Source organism: Candidatus Enterococcus courvalinii (assembly GCF_017315945.1).
GTDB lineage: Bacteria > Bacillota > Bacilli > Lactobacillales > Enterococcaceae > Enterococcus_B > Enterococcus_B courvalinii.
Genome location: NZ_JAFLWI010000002.1, coordinates 253,597 through 280,161 on the forward strand (window position 1 = coordinate 253,597; position 26,565 = coordinate 280,161).

A 26,565-nucleotide genomic window follows, 5' to 3' on the forward strand; every position below is an offset into this window, starting at 1 on the left:
TAACCATTTTCTTTCGAATTTATTAAAGATAAGCTAGTACTTGATTGAGAAAAGGCTTTCGTATAGGAGGGGACATAAAATGAGCAATTATCAATGGATTTGGCAATATGTAAAGAAATATGCAAATAAAGGATTTTTGGCAATTATATTTTTAATAATCAACGCGCTTTTAATTATAGTCAACCCATTAGTGGCGGGTGAGATTGTAGATAAAGTCATTGAAAAAGGGGAAGCAAATTTATTAATTCCGTTATTAGCATTAATGATTGGTATCACGATTTTTCGAACAATCATTCGTTATACTTATCAGATTTTATTTGAACGAATTGGTCAGAACAGTTTGTTTGAATTACGGCAAGAAATGTATCAAAAATTACAAGAACTTGATTTTGATTTCTTCAATCACACTCGAGTTGGCGACATTATGGCTAGGATGACAGGAGATACAGATGCTATTCGTCATTTTGTTTCATGGGTCGTCTATAACATCATTGAATGTATTTTATGGTTCAGTATTGCTGTTATCGTAATGGCAACAATTAATTGGCAATTGATGCTGGCACTGGTTGCAGTCACGCCAGTCATTTTCTTACTTACTCAGAAAATGTCGAAGCAAGCGCGACCAATCTTTTTTGAAATTCGAGAAAGTTTTTCCCGTTTGAATTCAATGGTTGAGGAGAATATTGGTGGTAATCGAGTCGTCAAAGCATTTGCTAGAGAAGACTTTGAAATCCAAAAATTCGTTGAGCACAACGAAGATTACAAAGCACAGAACATGAAATCAGCCGAAGTGTCTATGAAATACTTGCCCTGGCTAGATGGGCTTGCTGGAAGCTTGAACGTGATTACGCTGATTTTAGGTGGGTTATTTGTTATTCAAGGAAAGATGACGTTGGGTGACTTGATTGCTTTCAATGGCTTTTTATGGATGTTGAATCAGCCGATGAGAATGAGTGGCTGGTTGATTAACGATGTTCAACGTTTTTCGGCAGCTTGTATCAAGATTCGGCAAATGTTAGGAACTAAACCACAAATCCCTGTATTGACTCACGATGAAGCAAAAAAAATCAAAGGGCATGTTGAATTTAGAGATGTTTCGTTCCATTTTTCTGACGATCCTAATACGTTAGTTTTGAAACATATCTCATTTAAGATCAGTCCAGGGCAAACAATTGGCATCTTAGGAGAAACTGGTTCTGGGAAAACAACGCTAGTTAACTTAGTTGGTCGTTTTTATGATCCAACTTCAGGCGAAGTGTTGATTGATGGAAAAAACGCAAAAGAATATCCTGTTCGTCAGTTACGTGAAAATATCTCGATGGTTATGCAAGATGTCTTTTTATTTTCTAACACGATTGAAGACAATATTGCTTTCGGCAATCCATTAGCAAATGAAACATACGTCCAACAAATGGCACAGATTGCTGATGCACATGAATTTATCTCACGGATGCCGGAAGGGTATGAAACGATCGTGGGTGAACGTGGTGTTGGACTTTCTGGTGGGCAAAAACAACGAATATCGTTAGCAAGAGCTTTAACAAAAGATCCGTCTATTCTTATTTTAGATGATACAACTTCAGCTGTGGATATGGAAACGGAATTTAAAATCCAGCGGGAGTTAACACAGCTAACAACTGAAAAGACAACATTTATTATTGCTCATCGCATTTCTTCCGTTCGTGAAGCCGATCTGATTCTAATGATGGAAAAAGGACAAGTGATTGAACAAGGAACGCACAAAGAATTGCTGCAACAAAAAGGACGTTACTACGAAGTTTACCAAAAACAATTAGGTATCCAAGAGAAGGAGGGGAACTGAACTAATGGCACGAAATAAATTTGATGTGGATGAAACATTGGAACAAGAATTCAACTGGTCACATTACCGCCGATTAGCCATTTATGTGAAACCCTATAAAAAAGCGATCTTTAAAGCTTTGTTCGTTATCATTCTTGCCAATACTGCAGGGATGTTGGGACCTTACTTTACCAAGATTGCTATTGATGATGTAATCCCAAAAGGAAATACCACATTATTGGTCCAAATAAGTGTGATCTTCTTGATTTCTTTGTTTATCATTGGGTGGTGTATGCGTTATCGAATTTATGCAATTACCGAAATCGGGCAAGATATTTTGAAAGACATGCGTTATGCAATCTTTGAACATTTGCAACATTTACCATTTTCCTATTTCGACAACCGACCTCATGGAAAAATTTTGATTCGTGTCGTTAATTACATCAACACGTTGAGTGACCTGCTAAGTAATGGGTTGATTAATCTGATTTCAGACATTTTCAATGTATTGATCACATTGATATTCATGCTTTTTATTGATGTCAAACTAACCTTGTATAGTTTGATTTTACTGCCAGTGTTATTTGTGATTGTCATGGTCATCAAGACAAAACAACGTAAAGCATACCAAGTGTTGAGTAATAAGCAATCAAATCTAAATGCTTATATTCATGAAAGTATTTCTGGTATTAAAATCACACAATCTTTTGCTCGTGAACAGGAAAATTACGACATTTTCAATGAGGTTAGTGACGAGTATCGTTCTTCATGGATGAAAGCTGTCAAGGTCCAGTTTATGTTGTGGCCGGGAGTACAAAACATTGCCGTAATGACAACTTGTTTGATTTATTTTGTAGGGATTCGCCAAATAGGGGGTAGTGTTACAACAGGAACATTGATTGCTTTTATCGGTTATATTAATAATTTTTGGAATCCAGTAATCAACATTGGGAACTTTTATAACTCACTGATTACGGCAACAGCTTACTTGGAACGGATTTTTGAGACAATGGATGAAGTGCCTGATATCCAAGACGAGCCAAATGCACAGCTTTTACCACCGATTAAAGGAAATGTTACCTTCGATCATGTCACATTCCGCTATGAAGAAGGCAAGAATATCTTAAATGATGTCAGTTTCCAAATTAACGCGGGTGAAAGCATTGCGTTGGTTGGACCAACAGGAGCGGGTAAAACAACGATCATTAATCTTTTGAGTCGCTTTTATGATGTGAATGAAGGCAGTGTCAGAGTGGATGGTTACGATGTTCGCTCAGTCACGCTTGCTTCATTACGAACACAAATGGGCGTCATGTTACAAGATACGTTTGTTTTTTCTGGGACAATTATTGATAATATTCGTTATGGAAAGTTAGATGCGACGAAAGAAGAAATAATCGCAGCTGCTAAAATCGTTCGAGCACATGACTTTATCAAAGAGCTAAAAGATGGCTATGATACCGTTGTTGAAGAAAGAGGTAGCACACTTTCTGCGGGACAACGCCAACTAATTTCTTTTGCCAGAGCGTTATTGGCAGATCCTAAAATTTTGATTTTAGACGAAGCCACTTCAAGTATTGATACCAAAACAGAAGAATTACTACAAGAAGGTTTGCAACAGTTATTGAAAGGACGTACTTCCTTTATTATCGCTCACCGATTATCGACAATTAAAAATAGTTCTCAAATTTTTTATGTCGCAGGTGGAAAAATAGCCGAAGCAGGGACGCACGAAGGCTTGATGGAAAAACAAGGTCTTTATCATCATTTGTATCAATCACAATATGATTTACTTCAAACAAGTTGATGACAAAAAACAGCAAGGAGCATACGAGGTAGTTCGTATCTTCTTTGCTGTTTTTTTGTAAAATGAACGATAGCCCTCTCTACTAAGAGAAGGCTATCTAACTAATCAATATTTATTATTCTAAAGTTGGTGGTGACTATTACTAACAATTAATTTTTCTCATTTAAACGATGTATTCCCTAACCTCTAATACATCCTTGTAACTCCAAGGTTACGCCAGTGCTGATTAAATTTCATCAAACAAATTAACAATTCGCGATAAAAATATTTTTCGTGTTAAAGACAATAATAGCAGGGAAGGACTTTAATAGCAAGAAATCCAATTCTAAATTAAAGAAAACTAAATAAATAAACGTACCAAAAAAGCACCTACTGTATTCATCCAGTAAGTGCTTTTAATGACTAGAACTGCAATCATTCATATGAGATATCTCTCCTATAGGGATTTTTTCAATTCTTGTACAGCTTGTTCAATCGTAACACCTGTAGCTACACGATTTGCGTTGTCTTTATCAAAAACGATAAACAAATTCAAATCAGTATTTAAAGTAACACGATATTGTAAGTTTTTGTTATAGAATGTCATAATTCATTCTCCTTTCTTAAATCTGAACGAAAGGCAACTACTACGTTGATAACGAAATTCCACAAGTAATGTAACATAAAAAGTAAAAAACCGCTAGTAAAAGGTTCTTTTAATTACTTAGCGAGTTTTCTTTTTTCAATTTTGCTTGCGTCAAGAAACCAATAATCATGATAATCACCAACTAAAGCAGTGAAAGGAATAGGTGTTTTCCCTTGATCAAGTAATCTTTCTTCTAAATAATTTTTTAAGATCCACGGATCTTCGATTGCGGCTGGTTGCAATCGCAAAATAGCTTCGATTTTATCTGAAGTGGTTTTTAGATCGTCAGCAATTTCTTTAGTTGATAGATCTAGCAAAGAAAAGTTTGCTTGAAATTCATTAAGTGTATTTATTTGTTGTTGTTTGGTTAAAGACATCAGATCATCTCCTTGATTCAATAGAAGAAATGATAGTCCTAATGAATGGAAAACACAAGTAAAACTTGTGTTGAAATGCAATTCACTATTGGAAAGCTCAACAATATGCAGTAAAGTAAAATTAGCGAGTAAACAAGTAAGACAAGAATAAAAAACTAAGAGGTGAACAATGAAATTAGTATTGGAAAACATAACAAAAAGTTTTGATGAAAAAGTAATTTTTGATGATGCTAGCTTTACCTTTGAAAAAGGGAAAATCTATGGTCTGCTAGGACGAAATGGTTCTGGGAAAACAACTTTGTTTAATTGTATTTCAAAAAATCTATTACTTGATAATGGCACGATTGGTCTTGAAAAAAATGGCGTGCTCAACACGGACTATGACAACACGGAGATTGGTTTTGTTTATACAATGCCACATTTACCAGCATTTATGACAGCATATGAATTTGTAAAGTTCTTTATTGATATCAACCAAGATCGGATTGAAGAAATCAAACGACCAGAAACTTATCTGGATTCCGTTGGGATTGAACGGCAAGACCAACACCGTTTGTTAAAAGATTTTTCTCATGGCATGCAAAACAAAGTCCAGCTTTTAGTTTCACTTATGGTTCAACCACCTGTCTTATTATTAGACGAACCATTAACCTCTTTTGATGTGGTTGCTGCCCATGAGATGAAAGAGTTGATTTTAAAGATGAAATCAAACTCGGTTATTATTTTTTCCACTCATATTTTACAATTAGCACAAGACCTTTGTGACGAAATCGTGTTACTACATCACAAAAAATTAATTGGTATCGAGTCCGCTAAGATCCATGATCAAGATTTTGAAGAGGAAATCATTGACCTATTATCTGATAGAGAAGAACAGGCTACTTTTACAAAGGAAGAGGCGTAGTCTATGAATCGGATGTTGGATTATTTGCGTGACTACTGGCAATTAGAGCAAGTTTCAGTCACTAAAAAGGTCAATGGTTTTGTTTTTTATTTACGAAAAATACCTGTTATCGGAAAATTCATACCGACTAGTTTCTATCAAAATTATGAATTAAAACAGATTTTAACCGTTATTGGTTTGATAATGGAAAATATCCGTAGCATTCTTGCAAAGTTTTTGTGGTTAGCACTTTATTATGGGGTTGCTCTATTATTGAGCGGAGAGAATTTATTTTCTGATAAAGCATTTACTGGCCAAACTGGCAATCTTGGCTTATTTCTGTGGTTAATGATAGTGGTCGTTTTATTTAACTTTTATGATGGCTTCGTTATTTCAGGAGAGAAGCGGATTGTTGAATTTATTGAACAGTTCCAGCGTCCTAAGAAGAGGATCGTTCGTGGATATAAATTAACTGACAGCTTTATTCATGGGATAAGATATCTTCCTGCTGCCATTATTTATGGTTTCGTTATTGGAGAGCCAATTAAAGTAGCATGTTTCATTTTTTTAACGTATGTTGGTTCTCGCTGCTTTTATCTTTACTTAGGCAGAATGATTTTCACTTGGCACTTATCAAAACGTCAACGGCTGATTTTGGGTAGTGTAGTGACGGTTGCTGTTATTAGTAGTACAGTGATTCTTGTTTGGAAAGAATTAGCAGTGGCTTTATTATCTGTTTTCCTGTCTTGGACTGGAATCACGATATCCGTCGTTTTTCTCATTTACAGTTGCTATGCTTTATTCCACTTTAAAAAGGAAATAGACTACGTCTTTTATTGGAGCGAGATGACTACTTTGTCGAATGTTGCTAGCCAAGAACTTGCTTCTGGCAAAAGTTATCTTAGTGACGGATTAGCAATGCAGAAAAAATTAGTGATGAACCAAGAAGAAAGATTTGCTCATTTAGATGGTAACCAATATCTGAATGCGTTACTATTTAGTCGATATCGTAAAATACTGAACCGTGCTTTTCGATTACGTGTATATACGATAACAGCTTCATTAATCGTCGTTATTATTCTCAGTTTTTTTGATGTTAGGGAATTCTTAACTGAAAAAGAGATGACAAGAACGTTAAGTCTGCTGTTTTTTATCATGTATGTCATGAGTTTTGGAAAGAAAGTCGTCCAAATGGTCTTTGTCAACTGTGACGTAGCGATGCTTTATTATCCGTTTTATCGTGAAGCAGGAACAATCATTCGTGGATTTAATTACCGTTTCAAACAGACTTTTTTCTACAATGGCTTATTATCAGTCGGAATTTTCAGTGTTTATCTTCTGTTATCTGTACTTAACGGATTCTTTTTATCTTGGACTTTTTTTGGCGTTTTAGCTTTGCTATTACTTGCATTATCTGCATTATTTTCATTTCATGAATTATTTGTCTATTATCTGATTCAACCATTCACTAGTGAGATGGAAGTGGTCAGTCCGCTATATAAAATTATTGCCGTAATATTTTATTGGATAGCTTATGGAAATTTGCAATTAAAAGTATCAGGATTCTTTTATGCAATCATCGTGTCGGTAGCTTGCTTACTATATGTAGGGATTGGCTTCTTAGTCATTTATAAAAAAGCACCTAAAACATTCAGAATTAAAGATTAATCCCAATAGAAATAAATTTATGAGCAAAGAGGTTGCTTTTGGTTAGTGCTCATGGTATAGTAAACAAGTAATTTATTTTGAAACGTAATTTGAGCTGTATGGCACATTATACAAAACTCCTTTTGCTTATCAACAATTAATTGCAACAAAAAACGTACTTGATACGTAATTAGGAGGAACTATAATATGAATAACGGTACAGTAAAATGGTTTAACGCAGACAAAGGTTTTGGATTTATCACTGGTGAAGATGGAAATGACTTATTTGCACATTTCTCAGCTATCCAAGGCGAAGGTTTCAAAACTTTAGAAGAAGGTCAATCTGTGACTTTTGATATCGAAGAAGGTCAACGTGGACCTCAAGCAACTAACATTGTAAAAGCTTAATTATTACATTGACTGTTAACCGTCTCATTTGAGACGGTTTTTTTGTGTCTTGATTTTGGTCGAATGTTTTTTCAATCTACTAAAAAAGCAGGGCTTTACAACGTATTATTTATGGCAACATTTACTTTCTTGAACAATCTATATTTTTCACCATTAATTGCGCTTTTTTTATAATAACTTATGTTTTTTTGTTATAATGGATATGGCTCAAAATAGTTATCTACAATTGAAAGCAATTTGAATAAAACGGTTGTAGTTCGGGAAATAGGGGGAGAATATTTTGGGAATACCTAGTTTCGTCATTTTGGCTATGATCGTTGGACAGTTAGCAAGCATGTTATTTGTCTTAGGCTATTTCAATGATGAATTAACAAATAAAAAATATCTATTGTTTTGTATTGGGATCATGATAGTCTATGTGCTCACATATATGAAGTTAGATGTGGTTTCAACCGGAATGTTATGGCTCTACATGTGTGGTATTCTATTGTACTTTCGACGTGGCTATTATTGGTCTTTCTTTTCGTCATCCTTGTCGATTTTGTTGTATATTTTTGCTGATAATTTATTCGCTACTGGTTTGTACCTGGCAGGACTTGATTATGATAATCAAGTAAATCAAATTCTTCGTTTAACAATTAATACACTTATCTACTTTTTGTTAGCTTGGATATTCAAAAAAATTATTATCAAAAAATATTTGAGTAATGATCTAATCTTGAAAGTTAGTACAACCATCGTAACATTGACGTTTATGATGTACTTTTCTCTAATCGTAATTGATCGTTATCCATCATTAAATGAGTATTTTGGACACGCAAATGCATTTTTTATTGTTCTGTATGGAATATTATCTGCTTTGATTTGTTTTTCAATTATCTTCATCAAGCAGGCTGAATATGAGGCAAGAGAGCAGAGAAACCGAATGAATTATCTGATTGACTATAGTGAACAAATTGAAAAAAATTATTCAGAACTTAGAAAGTTTAAACATGATTATAAAAACATCCTGATTTCCTTAGAAGATTATATCGAAAATGATGATGTAGCTGGTCTTAAAAATTATTTTTACTCCAGTATCAAGGGAACTGGGACAATCTTTGATCAAGAAATCTTGAAAATGGCTTCCGTTAGTCATTTAGAAATTCGCGAAATCAAAAGTATTATTATCAGCAAATTGTATAATGCATATGAGCAAGGAATTCACGTCAATATCCATGTGCCAAAAACAATTGACAAAGTCTCAATTCCATCGCTGATTCTAGTTCGGATGCTGGGGATTATTTTAGACAATGCGATTGAAGAATCACAAAATGTTAACGACCCCGAAATTGAATTAACAGCAACTATTCATAATCAGGCTTGTTTGTTTATCATTAGCAATCACTGTCGAAAGGAAATTCCTAAGCTACATGTGTTGAAACAAGCAAATTTTTCTACCAAAGCACAAAACCGCGGAATTGGTTTAACAAACTTAGATGAAATGGTCCAAGCCCAACCAAATGTGTATTTAGAAACAAAAATTGAAAATAATCAATTCATTCAAATCATTACGATTTTTGACAAATTGAAATAAATGAGTCAAAAGTGCGCACTTTTTCTTAAATAAGGAGCACTTTTGATTGTTTAAGGTCTATATCGCTTTTCTTATTATAATTTCTATAGAGTAGTAGCATAGTATGCTATTACTGACTATTGAATTAGGGGTGGAGAAGACATGAAAAAATTTTCAAATGTTAAGATTCAAATGTTAAGTATGGTATCTGCTGTTGCATTGGTTGCCTATGAGCTAGTTTCTACAAGTAGTATTTGCTTATTAGCTACTTACGAACCAAAAATGCCTGAAGCTTTGAAAAATGAAATGGAAAAATAATTACCTTTAATAGCTTTTACCAATGGGTGAATAGCTTTTATTCGTAATTGTTTTATCGACATAGCATTGTCAACTGACAGTGTTATGTCTTTTTTTATGAGCTTTTGATTGGTATTTGTTAAGCATTTTTTGTTACAGGTTGTCTTTTTCAAAATAGCGTTTACTATGAAAGTAGAACAATTGAACTATTTGAGAAGTATTTCACAAAATAAATCAAAACTATGATACAATAACCTACCCAAGGCTATAAAATTTGGGCGTTTCGCTTAACAATAAAGCGGTAAAAATGATAGATAAAGTGGGGCGATAGCTGTGTTGAAAATCTTTGTTTGTGATGATGAAACAGTTCATAGAAATCGAATTACCAAAATTGTAAAAAACTATCTAATGATGATGGATTATGATATAGAATTTGCCATGGAGACATCTGATCCTAATGATGTCTTGAATTTTATTCGTAAGGAACGAACAGAAGGACTCTATTTTTTAGACATCGACCTTAATGCCGAAATGAATGGGATTATGTTAGGTGCAAAAATCCGTGAATATGATCCAACTGCTAAAATTGTTTTTATAACTTCTTATAGCGATATGGCTTATTTAACTTTTGTTTACAAAGTAGAAGCTATGGATTACTTAGTAAAAGACGATTTTGAAGAACTACAGAAAAAAGTGATTAGTTGTATCGACACTGCGATGCAACGTTATATGAATACAGAACTTCCTAGTCGTGAACAGATTCGGATCAAAAGTGGCGTGCTGGACATCAAATTATTCGTAGACGAAATTTTATTTTTTGAATCAAGCCAAACACCGCATAAACTGATTATTCATTTAGATAACAGAATGGTGGAATATACAGGGAAGATCAAAGACGTGGAGAAATTCAGTCAATCATTTTATCGTTGTCACCAATCTTATGTAGTAAATGTAAATAATATCAGTCGTATTGACAAAAAAGAACGTATCATTACAATGGTCAATGATGAAGAATGTCTGGTGTCCACTCGTCACTTAAAAAAATTAGTTGATCGTTTTAATCAAAAATAAATCTAACGCTTTTGCTGAAATAACTAGCACTTATGACTTTGCTTTCTCTCACTTTCAACTCCTTATATAATCAAGGTCAGGGGAGATGAAAATATGACAAATGAATATGTTTCGCTAGAAGAGAAAATCGCAAAGAACTTAAGTCAAAAACTCGGCTCAAGTTTAAACCTTTCTGAACTTGAAACTGCAAAAATCGAGTATGGTCTTTCGACATTACTTGTTGAATTAATTAAACTTGTCTTTATTTATGCTGTTGCAGCATTCTTAAAAATTGTTCCAGCTGTAATTGTTACTCATGTGACATTTTTCGCCATTCGCCGAAATTCTTATGGCTATCACGCAAGCAAAAGTTGGTTATGCACGATCCAAAGTATCTTTTTATTGGTGATTGTGCCATTCATTGCTATCTTTTTTGATATCACCATTGGTAGACTTGCCTTTTTAAGCGCCGCGGCATTCTTGACAGTGATCATCGGAATCAAAGGACCAGCAATCGATCCTAGACGTCTAAAGGCAGGAATTGAGAAAACACGGATGAAAGCAATCGTTGTCAGTGTAGTAATTTTATTCATTGGTGTAGCGATTCCTAGTGATTTTTATCGAATGTGCATCCTATTAGGAATGACTAGTGCAACCATTCTTTTATTCATCAAAGTTAAAGAGCAGTAATTTAAAAAGTTACCTTTCAAAATGAGAGGTAGCTTTTTTCTTTTCTAAAAATTCTAGTTGTGTTTAACTCAAGACAAATAAATTGCAATTTAATTTCATTCCGGCTATTATTATCTCGAATTAGAGATATTTGTCATTAAGAAAAAGGAGGTGGGAAAATGGAAAAAACAACTCAGGCATTAAATGCGTTTATTGGTTTATTACGTGTAAGTGGACAACTAGAAGCTGTAGTGAAAAAAGACGTTAAAAATTATGGATTGAATATTACCGAATTTTCCGTACTTGAGTTTCTTTACCACAAGGGAAAGCAAACACCACAAACAATCCAAGAGCGGATTTTGATTGCTAGCAGTAGTACTACCTATGTGATTGATAAATTGGTCGCAAAAGGTTTAGCCGAGCGCAAAACGAATCAAGCGGATCGGCGTGAAACATATGTTGCGATTACCGATTCAGGCTGTCAACTAATGGCTGAAATTTTCCCACAACACGCGGCAACAATTGGTCGATGTTTCGAGGATTTTGAATTAGACGAATTATTGCAACTAGAAAAATTATTAAAAAAAGTAAAAGATAACTGACAATAAATAAAACTATGAAATGAGGAGATTTAAAATGAATATCCAAGATAAACCTTTAGGAGTTCACCACGTAACTGCAATGACAAGTGATATTAAGAAAAATTACCATTTCTTTACCGATATTTTGGGTATGCGTCTGGTGAAAAAAACAGTAAACCAAGATGATATCCAAACCTACCACACGTATTATGCCGATGATTATGGTACACCTGGAACAACGATGACATTTTTTGACTTTCCTAATAATCCAAAAGGAGAGAAGGGAACTAATTCGATTTCAAGAATTGGTTTTCGTGTTCCCACTGATGCAGCACTAGAATATTATCTACACCGTTTTGATGAGTTTGCTGTGAAACATGAAGAAATCTCTGAACTTTTTGGTAAGAAGATTTTACGTTTTTGGGATGAAGATGAGCAAGCTTATCAATTAATTTCCGATGAAAAGAACGAAGGGGTTCGCCCTGGTACCCCTTGGAAGAATGGACCTGTTCCAACTGAGTTTGCTATTTACGGCTTAGGTCCTGTGGAAATCACAATTTCTTACTTTGATGATTTCCGTTCTCTTTTCGAAAATGTTTTAACCTTTAAAGAAATTGCTGTTGATGGTACTCGTCATTTGTTAGAAATCGGCGAAGGGGGGAATGGCGCACAAGTTATTTTAGTAGAAGACACTACTAGCCCTCAGGGACAACAAGGCTTTGGTGAAGTTCACCATGTCGCATTCCGCTTAGCTGATCGTAGTTCTTTAGAAGTTTGGCAAAAGATTTTTGACGATCTAGGGTTACCAAATTCTGGTTATGTCAACCGCTACTATTTTGAATCACTTTATGTTCGCTTGGGACACATTTTAGTTGAATTTGCAACGGATGAGCCAGGTTTTATGGAGGATGAACCCTATGAAACTTTAGGCGAAATCTTATCGTTACCACCATTTTTAGAAAATCAACGTGCATCAATCGAAAGCGCGATTAAACCTTTTGATACAAAGCGTTAACAAAGGAGAAGGACATGCGGCCATTAAATAAAATTCATCATTTTTCTGCAACTGTTGCAAATTTAGATCAAACACTTCACTTTTATCGTGATATTTTGGGCCTACGATTAGTGAAACAAACTGTTAATTTTGATGATCCAGATAGTTACCATCTTTACTTTGGAAATCAGGAAGCAGAGGTTGGCACAATTATCACTTTCTTTTCTTGGAAATATGAAACTACAGGAAGAGTAGGGAGTGGACAAGTCGGAACGATGGCTTTTCAAATACCGCTAGGAAGTATGCGTTATTGGCTTAGTCGTTTGGAGGACTTTTCAATTCCTACGCAACAAACAGATTTATTTGGGCAACCAACAATTGAATTCAATGATCCAGATGGCTTGACGATTGCTTTTGTTGAAACCCAAACAACTTCGGAAACGCCGGCGATTCTTAGTTTATATGGCGGAGTACTACTTTCTGCAAATCCCCAAGAAACCGTTCAGTTATTAACTGAAGGGTTAGGCATGACTTTAATACGTAAATCAGCTTTTGGCTACCATCTGGTTTTTGGTGAAGAAGGTGAGCAACAACTAATTGTTCCTAAAGAAGCTTTGGCTCCTGGTAGATTTGGCCCAGGAACGGTTCACCATATCGCATTCTTGGTCGAAGATGATTCATTACCAGATTGGAAAATAAGGTTGCAAGAAGCAAACTACGTTGTGACAAAAATCAAAGATCGAAAATATTTCCAATCAATCTATTTACAAGAACGTGGAAATGTTTGGTTGGAGCTAGCAACTGGGACACCAGGCTTTACTGTCGATGAACAGTTGGAAACACTTGGGGAAGAATTCATGTTACCAGATAAATTTTTATCACAAAAGTCAGAGATTTTAAAACGGCTACCCAAATTAAATGTGTTATAAAAGGAGAAAGAAATGATCCAAAAGTCGCCTTCAGAGTTAACAGAAAGAGAAAATTATAAATTACTGATTGGTTCAATCGTTCCCCGACCAGTAGCGTTAGTAACAACGCGCTCTGAAAACGGAAGTGTAAATGTTGCACCGTTCAGCTATTTTTCTATCGTCAGCTCGAATCCGCCAATTGTTTCGCTAGCGATTCAGCGAAAAACGAACAAACTAAAAGATACAGCCGCCAATCTATTAACGACAAAAGAAGCTGTTATCCATATTTTAGATGAAGATAATGTTGTCGATGGAAACCAAACAGCGGCAACATTGCCAAAAGAAGAGAGCGAATTATCACGAACGACTTTTTCGATAGATGATGCCCAAACAGTTGGAGCGCCTGTTCTCAGAGAATCGAAAATTCGTTTTGAAACAGAGCTCTATCAACGAATCGAAATCAAAGAAAATGAGCAGATCACTGCAGACTTATTTTTGTTAAAAATCAAGCACTATCAAGTGGATGAATCAGTCTATGATGAGGGACGTATCTTAATCGAGAAGTTAAAACCTGTTAGTCGTTTAGCCGGTAATAATTATGCTAAAATAGGAGAGATCTTTACCTTAGTTCGCCCTGATTGATGTCGAGTGAGAAAAGGGAAGAATCAATTATACAGATTAGAGGGATATATGATGTTAAAAATTACTTATAAAACTGCGGCAGATGCCAAAGAAATGACGAAAGAATATGCTGGAACCGCAGCTTTCTTACATGATCAATATTTAGAAGTACCACCTTTACAAGATTACTACCACGTGATAGAAGCGACATTGGATGGTCAAGTAATCGAGTTGAAAGATCAAACGATTGGTGGCTTATTTAATCAATTGAATCAAAAATAAAAAGTCAAAGAGGCTGAGATGAATTACATCTCAGCCTCTTTTATTCTATGTTCTGAAAATTTCACCTATTCTGTTACTGATGCCAAAAAGATTCTGGCTTTCATTTAAAAAGACATCCTAAAAAAACTAAACTTCTGTATCTTTTGGAATTTTAAAGAAATTTAAAAAGATAATTGTCAATTCTAGAAAAGAGTGCTACTCTTTGGTTAACCATTTACTTTTATATGGTTAACCAAAGGAAAGGACAGACTGGAAGTGAAATGAAATAAACTGCAATAGCTACACAAACGAAAAAAGAAATAAATGAAATTTTAGAAGAGGTGTGCAAGATGGAAAACAGAGTAAAAACATATAAGACTTTTGATGCAAAGATATTAGCAAAAATGGCGTTAATGTTATCTTTAATCATCGTTTCGGGAATGATTACAATTCCTATCCCAGCACTAGGCGTTCCGATTGTTTTACAAAATATGTTTATTATGCTAACAGCAGGTTTTTTAGGGAAAAAGTATGGTTTTTGGACTATCGCTATGTTTTTATGCTTGGTATCGATGGGACTACCTCTGCTTGCAGGAGGACGAGGTGGAATTGTTTTACTATTTAGTCCTAGTGGTGGTTTTCTGATTGGCTATTTCTTTTGTAGCTTCATTATATGTTCTATAGTAGAAAAATTGGGTGTTAAAAGCTATTGGAGAATATTGATTGCTTACTTTATCGGTGGGACAATATTCATTAATTTTATGGGCAGTGTTACTTTAGCTTATTACAGTCATTCCTCATGGTGGTCTGGTCTAAAAATGGCCGCATTCTTTCTTCCAATTGACACGGCTAAAGCCATCGTCGCCGCTATTATTTATCAACGACTAAAACGATATTCATTTATGGGAGAGAACCGATGATTCCGTTTAACAAAATTTCTCATGATCAAACTGCCCTTATTTATCATGAAGAAAGAATCAGTTATGGTGAGTTATTGCGAGTAAGTACATCCTATCAAGAAGCGTTAGAAAATACAGATGAGAAAATTATTTTTATTCCCATGGAAGAAACACCAAAAACAATTTATAAAATTGTGGCTTGTATGCTAGCAAAAAAAATATTTGTTCCTGTTCCAGGGCAAGAAGCACTCTTTCATGTTCAAAAAATAATTGATTCATTTTCTTCTGCTGCTTTATGGATGGAGGAATTTGAGTATTTTAAAACAAAGAGAAATGAACTTGTTCTTCCAGAAGATACTCTCTTTATAGGCTTTACTTCAGGAACAACCGGTGAAAGAAAAGGATTTGTCCGCAATCAACAAAGTTGGCTACGAAGTTTTGAAATATTTCACTCAGTTCCAGTATTCCACCCCAAAAAATATGTTACTTGTCTAACACCGCTTCACTACTCATTAGGTTTATACGTTTTATTGCAAACCTTATATTCTGGTCAAGCATTTATATTGGACATAAAAAGTATAGATGATTTACTGAACATGCCTGAGATTCTTAATAATGTGCAGATCTTTTCGGTACCTACAGTTTTTAGGTACTGGCTTGCTCGGATAAACAAAAAAATACTTGGAGCATTTGACGTCATTTTAGGTGGAGAGACGATGTCAGTTAAACAAAGAGAGCAGTTCTTCGCCCAGTGTCCAGATGCTAGTCTATACGTTTTTTACGGTACATCGGAATCAAGTTTTATCACTTATACTAGTGATCGCTTCCCGGAGAATCACTGTGTAGGTCAAAACTTTCCTGAAGTGAAGATTAGTATTAAAAATAAAAAAAATTCAATAGGAAAGATTGTTGTAAATAGTCCAATGAATTTTCAAGGATATTTGAAAGAAGGCCAATTTTATCCAGCAGAAATGGAAATCTCAACAGGGGATTTGGGCATGTATAATAGAACTCTTTTTTATTATGGTCGAGAAGATGAACGGATAAATCGGAAAGGTGAAAAAATATTTCCAACTGAAATCGAAGCAATAATGTTGCAATTACCGCAAGTCAAAGATCTATCAATCTATGGATTGCCAGATCCGATACTTGGACAACGTGTTGTCGCTGAAGTGGTCTGGCAATCACAGCCACTTACATTAAAAGAGATCAACCAAAGAATAAGAAAATATTCTTTTCGTAAAGTTAAAATAGATACAGTCATTACCGTTAATCAAGTATCTTATAGCGAGAGTGGAAAAAAAGAAAAAATAAGTCAGGAGAGCTGAGATGGAACGTGTATTTGTAATTGATGCTGCTCGAACACCTATCGGAAAATATGGCGGGAAGCTAGCAAATTTATTACCAGAAAACTTAGGTGGCATTTTACTAAGAAAATTACTACAAAGAAATAATATAAACAAAGTAGATGAAGTAATTGTAGGAAATGTAATTGGCGGCGGGGGAAATCTGGGTCGTAGAGTTGCGCTATCATCTGGTCTAAATATTCATGTTCCTGCTCTGACAATCGATCGCCAATGTGCGTCAGGTTTAGAAAGTATTTTAGTAGCAACTGCAAAAATCAAAAGTGAAATGGACGAATGTATCGCGTGTGGTGGGGTGGAAAGTACGAGCCGTGCGCCATGGATGATTGAACGTCCGAGGAAGCTTTATGGTCATACCCCAAGAATTCTAGAGCGGTCGCAATTGAGCATTGAAGAATATGGTGATCCAGAAATGGGAGAGGCGTGTGAAGATTTGGCAATGAAATTCCAAATTAGTCGATCAAAGCAAGATCACTATGCTTTTCAAAGCCAAATGAAATATCAAGCTGCGAAAACTAGGGGAGTATTCGAGAAAGAAATCATCTCTTTGAATCAAATACACGAGGATGAAAGTCCTAGACCCAACACAACGGAGGAAAAATTAAATGGATTACCACCTGTATTTCGTAAAAACGGTACTTTGACTGCTGGTAATAGCTCTCCTTTAAATGATGGGGCAGCATTTTTACTTTTAGCGAGTGAAAAATACTGCCATCTAAATCAGATAACACCTCAGTTTGAAATTCTCTCTGGTAGTTCTATCGGTACAGCACCCGAAAAATTTGGCTTGGGTCCCGTTTACGCGACTGATAAATTACTAGCAATGAATGGATTAACTATCAATCAGATAGATCGTATTGAGTTGAATGAAGCTTTTGCTGCACAAGTTTTAGCGTGTTTGGAAATAAGGGATTGGCCCCAAGATAAGATTAATATCTCAGGCGGAGCATTAGCTTTCGGACATCCCTTCGGTGCGACAGGAGCGATTCTAGTTCGACGCTTAATGACTGAATTGCAACAAGATAAAAAGTTAAAAACTGGTCTTGTAACAATGTGTGTTGGTGGCGGACAAGGTACTTCATTGATTATTCGTAAGGTTGACTAAAATGAAAAAACAAATACGGATTACTAGTGCTGAAGTAACACAATACAAAAAAATAGTATCATACCTGGGGAAAGGTTGGCCACAAGCATTTTTACTAACTTTATGGCGCTATTTTTTTGTAGAAGAATTGGATCAGATAGACCATTTATTAGTAGAGCAAAGTATCATTTGTAAAACTAAAATTATTTTAGATCAAGAATATGAAGTCACACTTGAGAGAACAGAAATACTCAAGAAAGAAAAAAATGAAATTTGGTCGTACTTACTAACAATCGAGAAGGGAAATCATCTTTATGGAGAATGTAGAACCAAAATATACATCCGAACCTCTAGCAATGTTTAGTTTTTCTGAAACAGACGTATTAATCTATCAATCTTTTTCAGGAGATAAAAATCCCATTCATCAAACAGGTGTAATTTTTGGCATTCAACTAATGGCTCGGATTGAAGGAATCTTGGATAGTGAGTTCTGTTTCAATGATTCGAGAAAGTATTCTTATTTTTTTTTAGAGAAAGTTATGGTTAGGGACACGATTAGTCTATATATAATTAATCAGCATGATTTTGAAGTTTGGTGTCACAACAAAAAAGTGGGAAAAGGAAGAATTTTAAATGGATAAAGTAGTTGTGATAGCAGGTGGCACAACAGGAATTGGGCGCGAACTAGTAGACATCTATCTAACACATGGCTACTCAGTTGCTACTTTTTCTAGCCGAAAAGAAAAGACAGATGCGCTAAAAAAATCAGTACGCCAGCAAGAAAAAATATATATAGAAACTTTTGATATCCAAAATAAAAAATCAAGTAGCGATTTTGTAAGAAATGTGATAAATCAATTTGGGAGAATTGACATCTATATTTTTAATAGTGGTATTTGTCAAGATAAAACATTTAGCAAAATGACAGTTGAACAATGGGAGAAGGTTATTTCAGTCAATTTCACGAATACGTTCACATTGACTCAAGAGATTTTTAAACAGATGAAAACACAAGCCGGTCATAAAAAAATCTTTTTTATGACCTCGTTATCTGGCTTAGAAGGAGCATTTGGGCAGGCTAATTATGCTGCAAGCAAGGCTGCGTTAATTGGTCTAAGTAAAAGTTTGGCGCAAGAAAGCAAAAAATTTGCTATAGAAGTGAACGCCATTTCTCCAGCAGCATTGACAGATATGACTATACCAATTGTGAGTAAGATTGCCGAACAATGTAAAAGAGAGGAGAAGCCTTTCCCTGATTACTGGAAAATCGGCTCTGCTAAAGAAGCTGCTCAAAGCATTTATCGACTCTCAAACAATAAAACGATCGGAACAGGGGAAATCTTTGCCATCAATGGTTCAAAAATCGAGGTGTATCGTCCCTTAGTTAAAGTACCGTTTCAATTAGGAGACAATGATGATTACTAATTTATTTAATTTGGACTATCCTATTATTCAAGGAGCGATGGCAAACATTTCAAACGCAACATTAGTAGCTGCTGTTTCAGAGCAAGGCGCATTAGGAACTTTATCTTCTTATGGACTTACTGCTAAAGAGTTACAATCAGAAATTTGGAAGGTACGAAAAAAAACGAACAAAAATTTTTCTTGTAATTTGATGTTGCAACAAGAAAATATCAGCGAGCTATTACCTGTGATTCTCCATGAGAATGTCCCGATTGTAAGTATCAGCGCTGGCTTTAAACCAAAATTGATTCAAGAACTAAAGAGTAGGAACGTTAAAGTTATTTCTGTCGTAGGAAGCCGATATCAAGCAGAAAAAGTAATTGCTAATGAGGTTGATTGCATCGTAGCAGAAGGCAAAGAAGCCGGAGGGCACATAGGCGAAGCATCTCTTAATCAACTGATTGCTGATATAGTAACTATGACTAATATCCCTGTTGTCGCTGCAGGGGGCATCGGAAGTTCTGAAGAAATAAAAAATAAACTTCAGCTCGGGGTGAAAGGAGTACAATTAGGAACCGCTTTTATGGTAAGCCAAGAATCTCCGCTGCCTCGAGCTATAAAAACATTATTGACGAATAAAATCAGCAAGACAAAGGTTGTTCATAATATTAGCGGAGAAATACGTATAGCGAAAACGGATAATTACTTCGTACCTTGTGGAATGGGAATCAAAAGAATCAATCAAATCTCTAGTGTTGCTGAAATAATTGCTATGCTAAACAAACATTGAGGTTAGAAAAGGTAACCATTATGAGGCTGTTATTTACAATGATACCTAACTATCGGAGAAAAATTTATATTGTTCAATAGATGAGAACCTAAAGATAGTGTAAAGAAAAAGTAAAAATTCCACACTATCTTAGGTTTTTCTAGGTTCACATAGTGATAAAACGACTTACTACTTATCTCTTTTAATCCGTCAATGCCTAAAGAGAACATACACACAAATGATACATAAAATTTTACTATCTCTCACGTTTACTTTGAGCTTCTGTTCAAATCCTACAGGTTTGAGTGTACTCCAAGCCAATTGTTTGATCTAAAATTTCTGACCTTTAGCTATTTTTCCGTTATAATAAATTTAGACAGTCTGAAAAAGCTCGTGGATAAATGACTCCACTCAGCTGTCGACTTCCTATTTACAATTGAATTTAGACTAAAAGGAGTTAAAAAAATGAAAAAAATTGCTTATTTAGGCATTGCTATCGGCACACTTGGACTATTGGCAGGGTGTCAAAGCAATGAGAACCAGAATCAGGCCCAAAATCAATCGAACACACAGACAAGCCAAACACAAACAATGAAAGATAGTAGTGCTTCCTCTAGCACAACAGGAAAATCGGTTGAAGGCGATTTACGCATTTCAGTTGAAGAGGCAATCAAAGCTTATCAAGATACTTATCCTGATAGTGATATTACCTCTCTTGAACTAGATACATCATTTGGCGCTTATTATTACAAGATTGAAGGAGTCAATGATACTACGGAGTTTGAAATCAAAGTGGATGGTGTCACGAAAAAGGTGGAGAAGGAACGAGAAGAACAACTTGATAGCGATGAACAAAATGGTGTGAAACGAAAAGAAGATAAAATCGATATTCAAAACTTGTTAAGCATAGAAAAAGCTGCTGAGATTGCTGTCCAGCAAGTCGGTGGCGGAACAGCAACAGATTGGGATCTAGATAAAGACCTTGGGATTACTTTTTGGGAAGTGACTGTTGAAAACAACCAGCAAGAAACAACCGTCAAAATGAATGCTCAGACAGGTGAGATTTTAGAAACAGAAGTAGATGACTAAAGTGGTTCTTTGGAAAAAACGCTCTCAAAATAATTGAAATTCTTATCGATAAGATATAGTATATACCATGAAGTATATACTATATCTTTTTTTGTAAAAAATCAGCCAAAATTAAAGGAGCTTAGACTATTTTTATGGTGGACAAAGAAACCAAAAACAAATTTACGCAAGTCGCTTCAAAAATCGAACAACGAATTGAAGAGGGGATCTATGTCAGTTCACAAAAATTACCTTCAGAATATGATTTAGCCAAAGAATTTCAATGCAGTCGTTTAACCATTCGAAAAGCAATTGATCTGTTAATTCAAAAAAACGTGTTAGTAAAACGACCAGGTAAAGGCAGTTACGTGATGTCCCAGCAAAAAATCCAAAGTGGGCGTGCAGGTCTCCAAGGATTTACTGAAGCAGCTAAAGCGTATGGTAAGACGAGCAAAACAGAAGTTATTTCTTTTCGAAGATTACTCAAAGAAAACGAAAAAATTCGCAATGCGCTACAGTTAACTCCCGACACACCCATTTACGAATTAATTCGAAGACGTTTGCTTGACGGTGAACCAATGACTGTCGAAAAAATTTATTTAGCAGAAAGCTTCGTTGCAGAGTTTACGATTGAAGACTTTAGTGGTTCATTATTTGAGCTATTAGAAAAGCAAGTCGAAATCGCTTATTCTCATCAAGAAGTTGAAGCGATTTTAGTTGAGGAGGAAATGGCAGATTTACTAGATGTTTCTATTGGGAATCCTTTATTAAGAGTGCAGTCTGTCACCTATGCAATTGATGCAGAACCTATTTTTTATGACATTTCATATTATCGAGCGGACCGTTATACATTTAAAAATACATTAACACGTTATAGCCAATAGGAGGTCATTATGAATATTCATCAGTTAATTGAAGCGAACAAGGAACAGTTTTATCAAGATTTGAACGAAGTAATACAGATCAAAAGTGTGAAGGGTGCACCCGAAAAAACTGCACCATTTGGTCGAGGACCAAAAGCAGCACTTGAAAAAGCTCTATCTTTGTCTGAAAACTATGGATTCAAAACAGCGAACGTGGAAGATGCAGTTGGGTATGCACAATGGGGAAACGATTCTGAGTATATTGGAATTGTTGGACATTTAGATGTTGTTCCAGAAGGTGCAGGTTGGTCATTTCCACCCTACCGGTTGACAAAAAAAGCTGGGCGTTTTTATGCACGTGGCATTTTAGATAACAAAGGTCCTATCATAGCGTGTCTGTACGGTATGAAGTTATTAAAAGAGGCTGGATTTGTGCCTAAAAAAACGATTCGAATCCTTTTTGGAACAGATGAAGAAAGTGGTAGTTCTGATATTCCTATGTATTTGAGCCAAGAAAAGCCACCGACATTTGGGTTCACACCTGATTGCAAATATCCTGTTGTGTATGGAGAACGCGGAATCGTTAACTATCAAATTTTGACCACTTTTGATGCGCAGGAACTAAATCAACTAGGGAATTTTGATGGTGACCAAGCAAAAGATCATGTACCTGACCAACTCTCTGTCACAATTAATCAAGAAGAAGTAACAGTAAGCGGAAAACGTGCACCTTCTAATGCACCAGAGTTAGGTGAAAATGCCATTACTTTATTAGCCGAAAAAATCATGAACGACCAATTAGTGACAGGTGAATTACAGAATTATTTTTCTTGGATAGCAGATTCTCTTGCAAATCAACATAATGGGGAAGGGTTAGCGTTAAATTTTGAAGACAAAGACAGTGGAAAACTGATTTTGACACCCTATGAATTGCTGAAAACAGAAACTGGACTGGCCTTATCGATTGCCATTCGTTATCCTGTTTCTATCGCGGAAGAAGAAGTTACTCAAAAGCTTCTTAAACAATTACCAAAAAATAGCACAATGAATGTCGTGCGCCGAATCAAAAGTAGTTCGTTTCCTAAAAATAATCCATTTGTCCAAAAGTTGAGTGCGGTTTATGAAGACGTAACGAAAGAAGACGGGACGCCTGTAACAACTACTGGTGCAACTTATGCCAGATCCATGCCAAACATCGTTGCATTTGGTCCTTCATTTCCAGGGCAAAAAGGGATTGCACATAATCAAGATGAGTATATGGACGAAAATGATTTACTACTAAATCTGGAAATTTATATGCGGGCAATCATTGCTTTGACTGAATAAGAATCTAAAAAGAGTCTAAGGCAGAAGTTTCCCAAATAAGTAAACCGCCTAAAATCCGTTTCTGAAAACGCTGATTTTAGGCGGTTTTAAAATTGAAAAACATACTAAGGAGTGACTGGATTTTTAGTTTTTCTGGTCTCTTTTTTTCGAATAAACGGTGTTCAAGAAGTAATTCCTTCTAAATAAGTCTAAATTTCATAAAAATTTGGGAGAAAATTTTTGTCAGTTGCTCATCATTTTTCGGAGTTGAACATTTTATGCCACAACCACTTTTTTTTGCAGAAATGAGAGCTTGATTGTTTTTTTATGAGAAAGTCAACTTTTTAATTCTTTCAGTATATACAAAATAGTATATACTAATTATAATACTTTTATGAAAGCGCATTAGTTAAAATGAAATAGAAAGGGTGAGTAGGATGCGAGGTGCAATTGCTACTTGGCGAATGGCACATGATGGTGTCGTTGAAGCACTACGACTTTTAGAGAGAAATGAACGAGCGGGCGATGCGGTAGAAGCGCTGATTAAAACCGTGGAGGATTACCCGTATTATAAATCAGTAGGTTATGGTGGGTTGCCAAATGCTCAAGGCATTTTAGAAATGGATGCCGCTTTTATGGACGGTGACTCATTTAAAATCGGTGCCGTTGCTGGAATAACAGATGTTAAAAATCCTATTTCAGTGGCTAGAAGTTTAAGTGAAGAAAAATTCAACAGTTTTTTAGTTGGAACTGGTGCAACACAATACTCGATGTTACATGATTTTGAGCGAAAAAATATGTTAACACCTCGTGCTCATAAAATTTGGGAAAAACGATTAAAAGAAATCCAAGAAAAACAGCTAGATCCTTATGATGGTCATGATACGGTCGGAGCCATCACTTTAGATAACTACGGATCGATGGCAGCAGGGACTTCCAGCTCAGGTTTGTTCATGAAAAAGCCCGGACGTGTCGGAGATTCACCGCTTTCTGGTTCAGGCTTTTATGTAGACAGTACGATTGGCGGAGCAGCTGCAACTGGATTAGGCGAAGATTTGATGAAGGGTTGTTTGTCTTATGAGATTGTTCGATTAATGGGCAGTGGCGTGAGTCCTCAAAAAGCCTGTGATCAAGCAGTCTATTCTTTTGAAACAAAACTCAAAGAACGTTATGGGAAAGCTGGTGCATTTTCACTCATTGCAATGAATACAGCAGGCGAGTGGGGGGTAGCAACCAATGTTGAATTTACCTTTAGTGTCGGAACACAAACGCAAGCACCGCAAATTTTCCTTGCAAATCCAGGAAAAAATCAGACAACATTGATTGAACCTATCACGCAGGAATGGCTGAAAGCCTATGAGAAAAGAATCAAAGCACCAATTGATTAAAATAAAAAATCAGTTAAGGAGTGAATCAAATGAAGAAAAAAATTTATTTGTTTTGTGATGCAGGTATGTCCACAAGTATTATGGTCAATAAAATGATGGAAGTCGTTCAAGCACATCAGATGCCGTTAGAGATTACTGCGTTTCCAGTTGCTAGAGCGCAAGAAGTCGTTGAGCAAGAAAGGCCGATTGCGATTTTATTGGGACCTCAAGTACGCTTCTTGCTCGAAAAAGTTCAGACGCAGTTTTCACCACAAAATATTCCAGTTGCTGCAATCTCTCCAGAAATCTATGGCATGATGGACGGCGAAGGTGCGTTGAAAGAAGCACTTAAATTGATCAAGAAAAATAAACAATAACGTGGAGGACGACCATGCAAAAATTTTTGAATTGGCTGGAAAAAGCACTAACTCCTTTAGCCAAAGTCATCGGTGAAAATAAATATTTAGTTGCTATTCGTGATGGATTCCTATTGTCAACGCCATTATTGATCGTCGGCTCTGTCTTTCTTTTAATTGCGAATTTTCCTCTTCCTCAGTGGAATGAATGGATGTCTGCGTTGTTTGGTGACAATTGGGAGTCAATGATGTCTGTACCTGCTAGCGCGAGTTTCGATGTTATGACCATTTTAGCTGTAGTCGGAATTGCCTATAGTTTAGGGAAACAATTTCATGTTGACGCAATGCAGTCAGGGATTATCGCATTGGTTTCCTTCTTTATTTTAACGCCGTATCAGACGTTGTTTACACCCGAAGGAAGTACCACTGTTTACGAAGTAACTAGCTTACCTCTTAAGTGGATGGGGTCTAGTGGCTTGTTTCTTGGAATGATTGTCGCCTTGATCTCTACTCGTTTGTTCGTTGCAATGGTGCGAAAAGGTTGGACAATCAAGATGCCTGATGGTGTACCACCTACTGTAGTTAAATCATTTGAAGCACTTATTCCAAGTTTTGTCGTAGTAACGATGATGTTTTTAGTCAACTGGCTTGTTTCCTTGACTTCTTATGGTAATTTACAAGATGTTATCTTTACGTTTTTACAAACCCCATTATTAAGCTTAGGAAATACGTTAGGCGCTATGGTTATTGCATATCTGTTCTTGCATTTCTTTTGGTTTTTTGGAATCAATGGAAGCAGTGTCGTTGGTGCTGTATTCAATCCAGTTCTTCGAGCCTTATCTGTCGAAAATCTTCAAGCATTCAAAGATGGACATGAAATTCCGAATATTATTACCGGACAATTCCAAGATATGTTCGCGACTTTTGGTGGCGCAGGTTCAACTTTATCATTAATTGTGGTAATGGTTTTGTTCTGTAAAAGTCAACGAATCAAAAAGTTATCGCAATTATCTTTAATTCCGGGGATTTTTGGAATTAACGAACCAGTTATTTTTGGGTTACCGATCGTTTTGAATCCCATTTTATTGGTTCCCTTCGCTTTAGTCCCAACAATCAATATCATTATTGCCTATTTTTCAATGAATATCGGATTGGTCCCTTATACAAATGGTATTCAGTTGCCGTGGACAACCCCACCAATCATTTCCGGATTTTTGGTTAGTGGATGGCAAGGCGCTGTGTTACAAGGACTTTTATTTGTTTTAGGAATGGCGATTTATTATCCGTTTATCAAAGTAATGGATGTCCAATATCTTCGAGAAGAGGTTAAAATCAAAGAAGACGAACTTGATGAAATCAACTTAGATGATTTTGATTTCGATGACATTTAACTTTTTAACTTAAAAAAACCAACAAGGCAGTGATGATTTTTGTCTTGTTGGTTTTTATTTATTAGAAAAAAAGCGCTACATAAACAGAAAAATAACAAATTTTTAAAGAAATTTAAGATAGCAACCTAGTCAATAGTTGGATATAATAGAAGTGTTTTAATGACCAACGACTGATGAAGTGAATAGAAGAGATGAAACAAAAATCAGGAGG

General features: G+C 35.6%; 28 protein-coding genes. 26 read left to right on the forward strand and 2 right to left on the reverse strand.

Going from position 1 to position 26,565, the window contains the following annotated elements; translation table 11 throughout:
* Positions 1-79: 79 nt before the first annotated feature.
* Together JZO71_RS01990 and JZO71_RS01995 are read left to right on the forward strand one after the other, a co-directional pair.
* Entirely contained in the window at positions 80-1,822 is a 1,743-nt protein-coding gene (locus JZO71_RS01990; RefSeq protein ID WP_206897924.1) for an ABC transporter ATP-binding protein, read from the forward strand.
* A 4-nt stretch (positions 1,823-1,826) separates the two neighbouring features.
* Positions 1,827-3,608, forward strand: coding sequence for an ABC transporter ATP-binding protein (locus tag JZO71_RS01995; RefSeq protein ID WP_206897925.1), 1,782 nt, complete (start codon positions 1,827-1,829; stop codon positions 3,606-3,608).
* A gap of 436 nt (positions 3,609-4,044) precedes the next feature.
* On the opposite strand, the gene JZO71_RS02000 is transcribed toward JZO71_RS01995, so the two are convergent.
* Positions 4,045-4,194, reverse strand: coding sequence for a hypothetical protein (locus JZO71_RS02000; protein ID WP_206897926.1), 150 nt, complete (start codon positions 4,192-4,194; stop codon positions 4,045-4,047).
* A gap of 113 nt (positions 4,195-4,307) precedes the next feature.
* Entirely contained in the window at positions 4,308-4,610 is a 303-nt protein-coding gene (locus JZO71_RS02005; RefSeq protein WP_206897927.1) for a DUF2316 family protein, read from the reverse strand.
* Positions 4,611-4,779: 169 nt separating this feature from the next.
* Here JZO71_RS02005 and JZO71_RS02010 point away from each other — a divergent pair, with 169 nt between their 5' ends.
* From JZO71_RS02010 to celB, 24 genes are all read left to right on the forward strand, one after another.
* Positions 4,780-5,514: an ABC transporter ATP-binding protein gene (locus tag JZO71_RS02010; protein ID WP_206897928.1), complete on the forward strand. Its 735-nt coding sequence runs from the start codon at positions 4,780-4,782 to the stop codon at positions 5,512-5,514.
* Positions 5,515-5,517: 3 nt separating this feature from the next.
* Complete coding sequence (locus JZO71_RS02015) at positions 5,518-7,161, forward strand: hypothetical protein (RefSeq protein WP_206897929.1); 1,644 nt, start codon at positions 5,518-5,520, stop codon at positions 7,159-7,161.
* Between the two features lie 186 nt (positions 7,162-7,347).
* On the forward strand, positions 7,348-7,548 hold the full coding sequence (locus tag JZO71_RS02020) for a cold-shock protein (protein ID WP_067481945.1): 201 nt from the start codon (positions 7,348-7,350) through the stop codon (positions 7,546-7,548).
* Between the two features lie 280 nt (positions 7,549-7,828).
* The gene (locus JZO71_RS02025; protein WP_206897930.1) at positions 7,829-9,124 is read left to right on the forward strand and encodes a GHKL domain-containing protein; all 1,296 of its coding nucleotides are present in this window, start codon (positions 7,829-7,831) and stop codon (positions 9,122-9,124) included.
* 141 nt (positions 9,125-9,265) lie between these two features.
* Entirely contained in the window at positions 9,266-9,421 is a 156-nt protein-coding gene (locus tag JZO71_RS02030) for an AgrD family cyclic lactone autoinducer peptide (RefSeq protein WP_206897931.1), read from the forward strand.
* 312 nt (positions 9,422-9,733) lie between these two features.
* Entirely contained in the window at positions 9,734-10,471 is a 738-nt protein-coding gene (locus tag JZO71_RS02035) for a LytTR family transcriptional regulator DNA-binding domain-containing protein (protein WP_206897932.1), read from the forward strand.
* A gap of 93 nt (positions 10,472-10,564) precedes the next feature.
* Positions 10,565-11,140, forward strand: a complete 576-nt coding sequence (locus JZO71_RS02040) for an accessory gene regulator B family protein (RefSeq protein WP_206897933.1) — start codon at positions 10,565-10,567, stop codon at positions 11,138-11,140.
* Between the two features lie 158 nt (positions 11,141-11,298).
* Positions 11,299-11,721 carry a MarR family winged helix-turn-helix transcriptional regulator gene (locus JZO71_RS02045; RefSeq protein ID WP_206897934.1) on the forward strand — a complete coding sequence of 141 codons (423 nt, stop codon included), beginning with the start codon at positions 11,299-11,301 and terminating at the stop codon, positions 11,719-11,721.
* 34 nt (positions 11,722-11,755) lie between these two features.
* A complete protein-coding gene (locus JZO71_RS02050; RefSeq protein ID WP_206897935.1) occupies positions 11,756-12,715 on the forward strand; it encodes a ring-cleaving dioxygenase in 960 nt (319 codons plus the stop codon).
* A 14-nt stretch (positions 12,716-12,729) separates the two neighbouring features.
* Positions 12,730-13,623: a VOC family protein gene (locus JZO71_RS02055; protein ID WP_206897936.1), complete on the forward strand. Its 894-nt coding sequence runs from the start codon at positions 12,730-12,732 to the stop codon at positions 13,621-13,623.
* Positions 13,624-13,635: 12 nt separating this feature from the next.
* On the forward strand, positions 13,636-14,244 hold the full coding sequence (locus tag JZO71_RS02060; RefSeq protein ID WP_206897937.1) for a flavin reductase family protein: 609 nt from the start codon (positions 13,636-13,638) through the stop codon (positions 14,242-14,244).
* 51 nt (positions 14,245-14,295) lie between these two features.
* Positions 14,296-14,505 (forward strand): DUF4649 family protein, encoded by a 210-nt coding sequence (locus tag JZO71_RS02065; RefSeq protein WP_206897938.1) that lies wholly within the window; start codon positions 14,296-14,298, stop codon positions 14,503-14,505.
* A gap of 329 nt (positions 14,506-14,834) precedes the next feature.
* On the forward strand, positions 14,835-15,404 hold the full coding sequence (locus tag JZO71_RS02070; RefSeq protein WP_206897939.1) for a biotin transporter BioY: 570 nt from the start codon (positions 14,835-14,837) through the stop codon (positions 15,402-15,404).
* The gene (locus JZO71_RS02075) at positions 15,401-16,711 is read left to right on the forward strand and encodes an AMP-binding protein (protein ID WP_206897940.1); all 1,311 of its coding nucleotides are present in this window, start codon (positions 15,401-15,403) and stop codon (positions 16,709-16,711) included. The genes JZO71_RS02070 and JZO71_RS02075 overlap by 4 nt, the downstream gene beginning before the upstream one ends.
* 1 nt (position 16,712) lies before the next feature.
* Positions 16,713-17,852 (forward strand): thiolase family protein, encoded by a 1,140-nt coding sequence (locus JZO71_RS02080; protein WP_206897941.1) that lies wholly within the window; start codon positions 16,713-16,715, stop codon positions 17,850-17,852.
* Positions 17,853-18,145: 293 nt separating this feature from the next.
* Positions 18,146-18,472 (forward strand): hotdog family protein, encoded by a 327-nt coding sequence (locus tag JZO71_RS02085; RefSeq protein WP_206897942.1) that lies wholly within the window; start codon positions 18,146-18,148, stop codon positions 18,470-18,472.
* Positions 18,465-19,256 carry an SDR family NAD(P)-dependent oxidoreductase gene (locus JZO71_RS02090; RefSeq protein WP_206897943.1) on the forward strand — a complete coding sequence of 264 codons (792 nt, stop codon included), beginning with the start codon at positions 18,465-18,467 and terminating at the stop codon, positions 19,254-19,256. The genes JZO71_RS02085 and JZO71_RS02090 overlap by 8 nt, the downstream gene beginning before the upstream one ends.
* Complete coding sequence (locus JZO71_RS02095; RefSeq protein WP_206897944.1) at positions 19,246-20,025, forward strand: NAD(P)H-dependent flavin oxidoreductase; 780 nt, start codon at positions 19,246-19,248, stop codon at positions 20,023-20,025. Before JZO71_RS02090 ends, JZO71_RS02095 begins: the two co-directional genes overlap by 11 nt.
* Positions 20,026-20,469: 444 nt before the next feature.
* Positions 20,470-21,093 (forward strand): PepSY domain-containing protein, encoded by a 624-nt coding sequence (locus JZO71_RS02100; protein WP_206897945.1) that lies wholly within the window; start codon positions 20,470-20,472, stop codon positions 21,091-21,093.
* Between the two features lie 134 nt (positions 21,094-21,227).
* Positions 21,228-21,956, forward strand: coding sequence for a GntR family transcriptional regulator, LSA1692 subfamily (locus JZO71_RS02105; protein ID WP_206897946.1), 729 nt, complete (start codon positions 21,228-21,230; stop codon positions 21,954-21,956).
* A 9-nt stretch (positions 21,957-21,965) separates the two neighbouring features.
* Entirely contained in the window at positions 21,966-23,261 is a 1,296-nt protein-coding gene (locus JZO71_RS02110; RefSeq protein WP_206897947.1) for a M20 family metallopeptidase, read from the forward strand.
* Between the two features lie 416 nt (positions 23,262-23,677).
* Complete coding sequence (locus JZO71_RS02115) at positions 23,678-24,628, forward strand: glycosylasparaginase (RefSeq protein WP_206897948.1); 951 nt, start codon at positions 23,678-23,680, stop codon at positions 24,626-24,628.
* A 29-nt stretch (positions 24,629-24,657) separates the two neighbouring features.
* On the forward strand, positions 24,658-24,984 hold the full coding sequence (locus JZO71_RS02120) for a PTS sugar transporter subunit IIB (protein WP_206897949.1): 327 nt from the start codon (positions 24,658-24,660) through the stop codon (positions 24,982-24,984).
* A 14-nt stretch (positions 24,985-24,998) separates the two neighbouring features.
* Complete coding sequence (gene celB / locus JZO71_RS02125) at positions 24,999-26,354, forward strand: PTS cellobiose transporter subunit IIC (protein WP_206897950.1); 1,356 nt, start codon at positions 24,999-25,001, stop codon at positions 26,352-26,354.
* Positions 26,355-26,565: the final 211 nt, after the last annotated feature.

Coding starts and splice junctions, on each gene's coding strand:
- JZO71_RS01990 (WP_206897924.1), top strand. CDS start 80: ATGAGCAATTATCAATGGATTTGGCAATATGTAAAGAAATATGCAAAT.
- JZO71_RS01995 (WP_206897925.1), top strand. CDS start 1,827: ATGGCACGAAATAAATTTGATGTGGATGAAACATTGGAACAAGAATTC.
- JZO71_RS02000 (WP_206897926.1), bottom strand. CDS start 4,194: ATGACATTCTATAACAAAAACTTACAATATCGTGTTACTTTAAATACT.
- JZO71_RS02005 (WP_206897927.1), bottom strand. CDS start 4,610: ATGTCTTTAACCAAACAACAACAAATAAATACACTTAATGAATTTCAA.
- JZO71_RS02010 (WP_206897928.1), top strand. CDS start 4,780: ATGAAATTAGTATTGGAAAACATAACAAAAAGTTTTGATGAAAAAGTA.
- JZO71_RS02015 (WP_206897929.1), top strand. CDS start 5,518: ATGAATCGGATGTTGGATTATTTGCGTGACTACTGGCAATTAGAGCAA.
- JZO71_RS02020 (WP_067481945.1), top strand. CDS start 7,348: ATGAATAACGGTACAGTAAAATGGTTTAACGCAGACAAAGGTTTTGGA.
- JZO71_RS02030 (WP_206897931.1), top strand. CDS start 9,266: ATGAAAAAATTTTCAAATGTTAAGATTCAAATGTTAAGTATGGTATCT.
- JZO71_RS02040 (WP_206897933.1), top strand. CDS start 10,565: ATGACAAATGAATATGTTTCGCTAGAAGAGAAAATCGCAAAGAACTTA.
- JZO71_RS02045 (WP_206897934.1), top strand. CDS start 11,299: ATGGAAAAAACAACTCAGGCATTAAATGCGTTTATTGGTTTATTACGT.
- JZO71_RS02050 (WP_206897935.1), top strand. CDS start 11,756: ATGAATATCCAAGATAAACCTTTAGGAGTTCACCACGTAACTGCAATG.
- JZO71_RS02055 (WP_206897936.1), top strand. CDS start 12,730: ATGCGGCCATTAAATAAAATTCATCATTTTTCTGCAACTGTTGCAAAT.
- JZO71_RS02060 (WP_206897937.1), top strand. CDS start 13,636: ATGATCCAAAAGTCGCCTTCAGAGTTAACAGAAAGAGAAAATTATAAA.
- JZO71_RS02065 (WP_206897938.1), top strand. CDS start 14,296: ATGTTAAAAATTACTTATAAAACTGCGGCAGATGCCAAAGAAATGACG.
- JZO71_RS02070 (WP_206897939.1), top strand. CDS start 14,835: ATGGAAAACAGAGTAAAAACATATAAGACTTTTGATGCAAAGATATTA.
- JZO71_RS02075 (WP_206897940.1), top strand. CDS start 15,401: ATGATTCCGTTTAACAAAATTTCTCATGATCAAACTGCCCTTATTTAT.
- JZO71_RS02080 (WP_206897941.1), top strand. CDS start 16,713: ATGGAACGTGTATTTGTAATTGATGCTGCTCGAACACCTATCGGAAAA.
- JZO71_RS02085 (WP_206897942.1), top strand. CDS start 18,146: ATGGAGAATGTAGAACCAAAATATACATCCGAACCTCTAGCAATGTTT.
- JZO71_RS02090 (WP_206897943.1), top strand. CDS start 18,465: ATGGATAAAGTAGTTGTGATAGCAGGTGGCACAACAGGAATTGGGCGC.
- JZO71_RS02095 (WP_206897944.1), top strand. CDS start 19,246: ATGATTACTAATTTATTTAATTTGGACTATCCTATTATTCAAGGAGCG.
- JZO71_RS02100 (WP_206897945.1), top strand. CDS start 20,470: ATGAAAAAAATTGCTTATTTAGGCATTGCTATCGGCACACTTGGACTA.
- JZO71_RS02105 (WP_206897946.1), top strand. CDS start 21,228: ATGGTGGACAAAGAAACCAAAAACAAATTTACGCAAGTCGCTTCAAAA.
- JZO71_RS02110 (WP_206897947.1), top strand. CDS start 21,966: ATGAATATTCATCAGTTAATTGAAGCGAACAAGGAACAGTTTTATCAA.
- JZO71_RS02115 (WP_206897948.1), top strand. CDS start 23,678: ATGCGAGGTGCAATTGCTACTTGGCGAATGGCACATGATGGTGTCGTT.
- JZO71_RS02120 (WP_206897949.1), top strand. CDS start 24,658: ATGAAGAAAAAAATTTATTTGTTTTGTGATGCAGGTATGTCCACAAGT.
- celB (WP_206897950.1), top strand. CDS start 24,999: ATGCAAAAATTTTTGAATTGGCTGGAAAAAGCACTAACTCCTTTAGCC.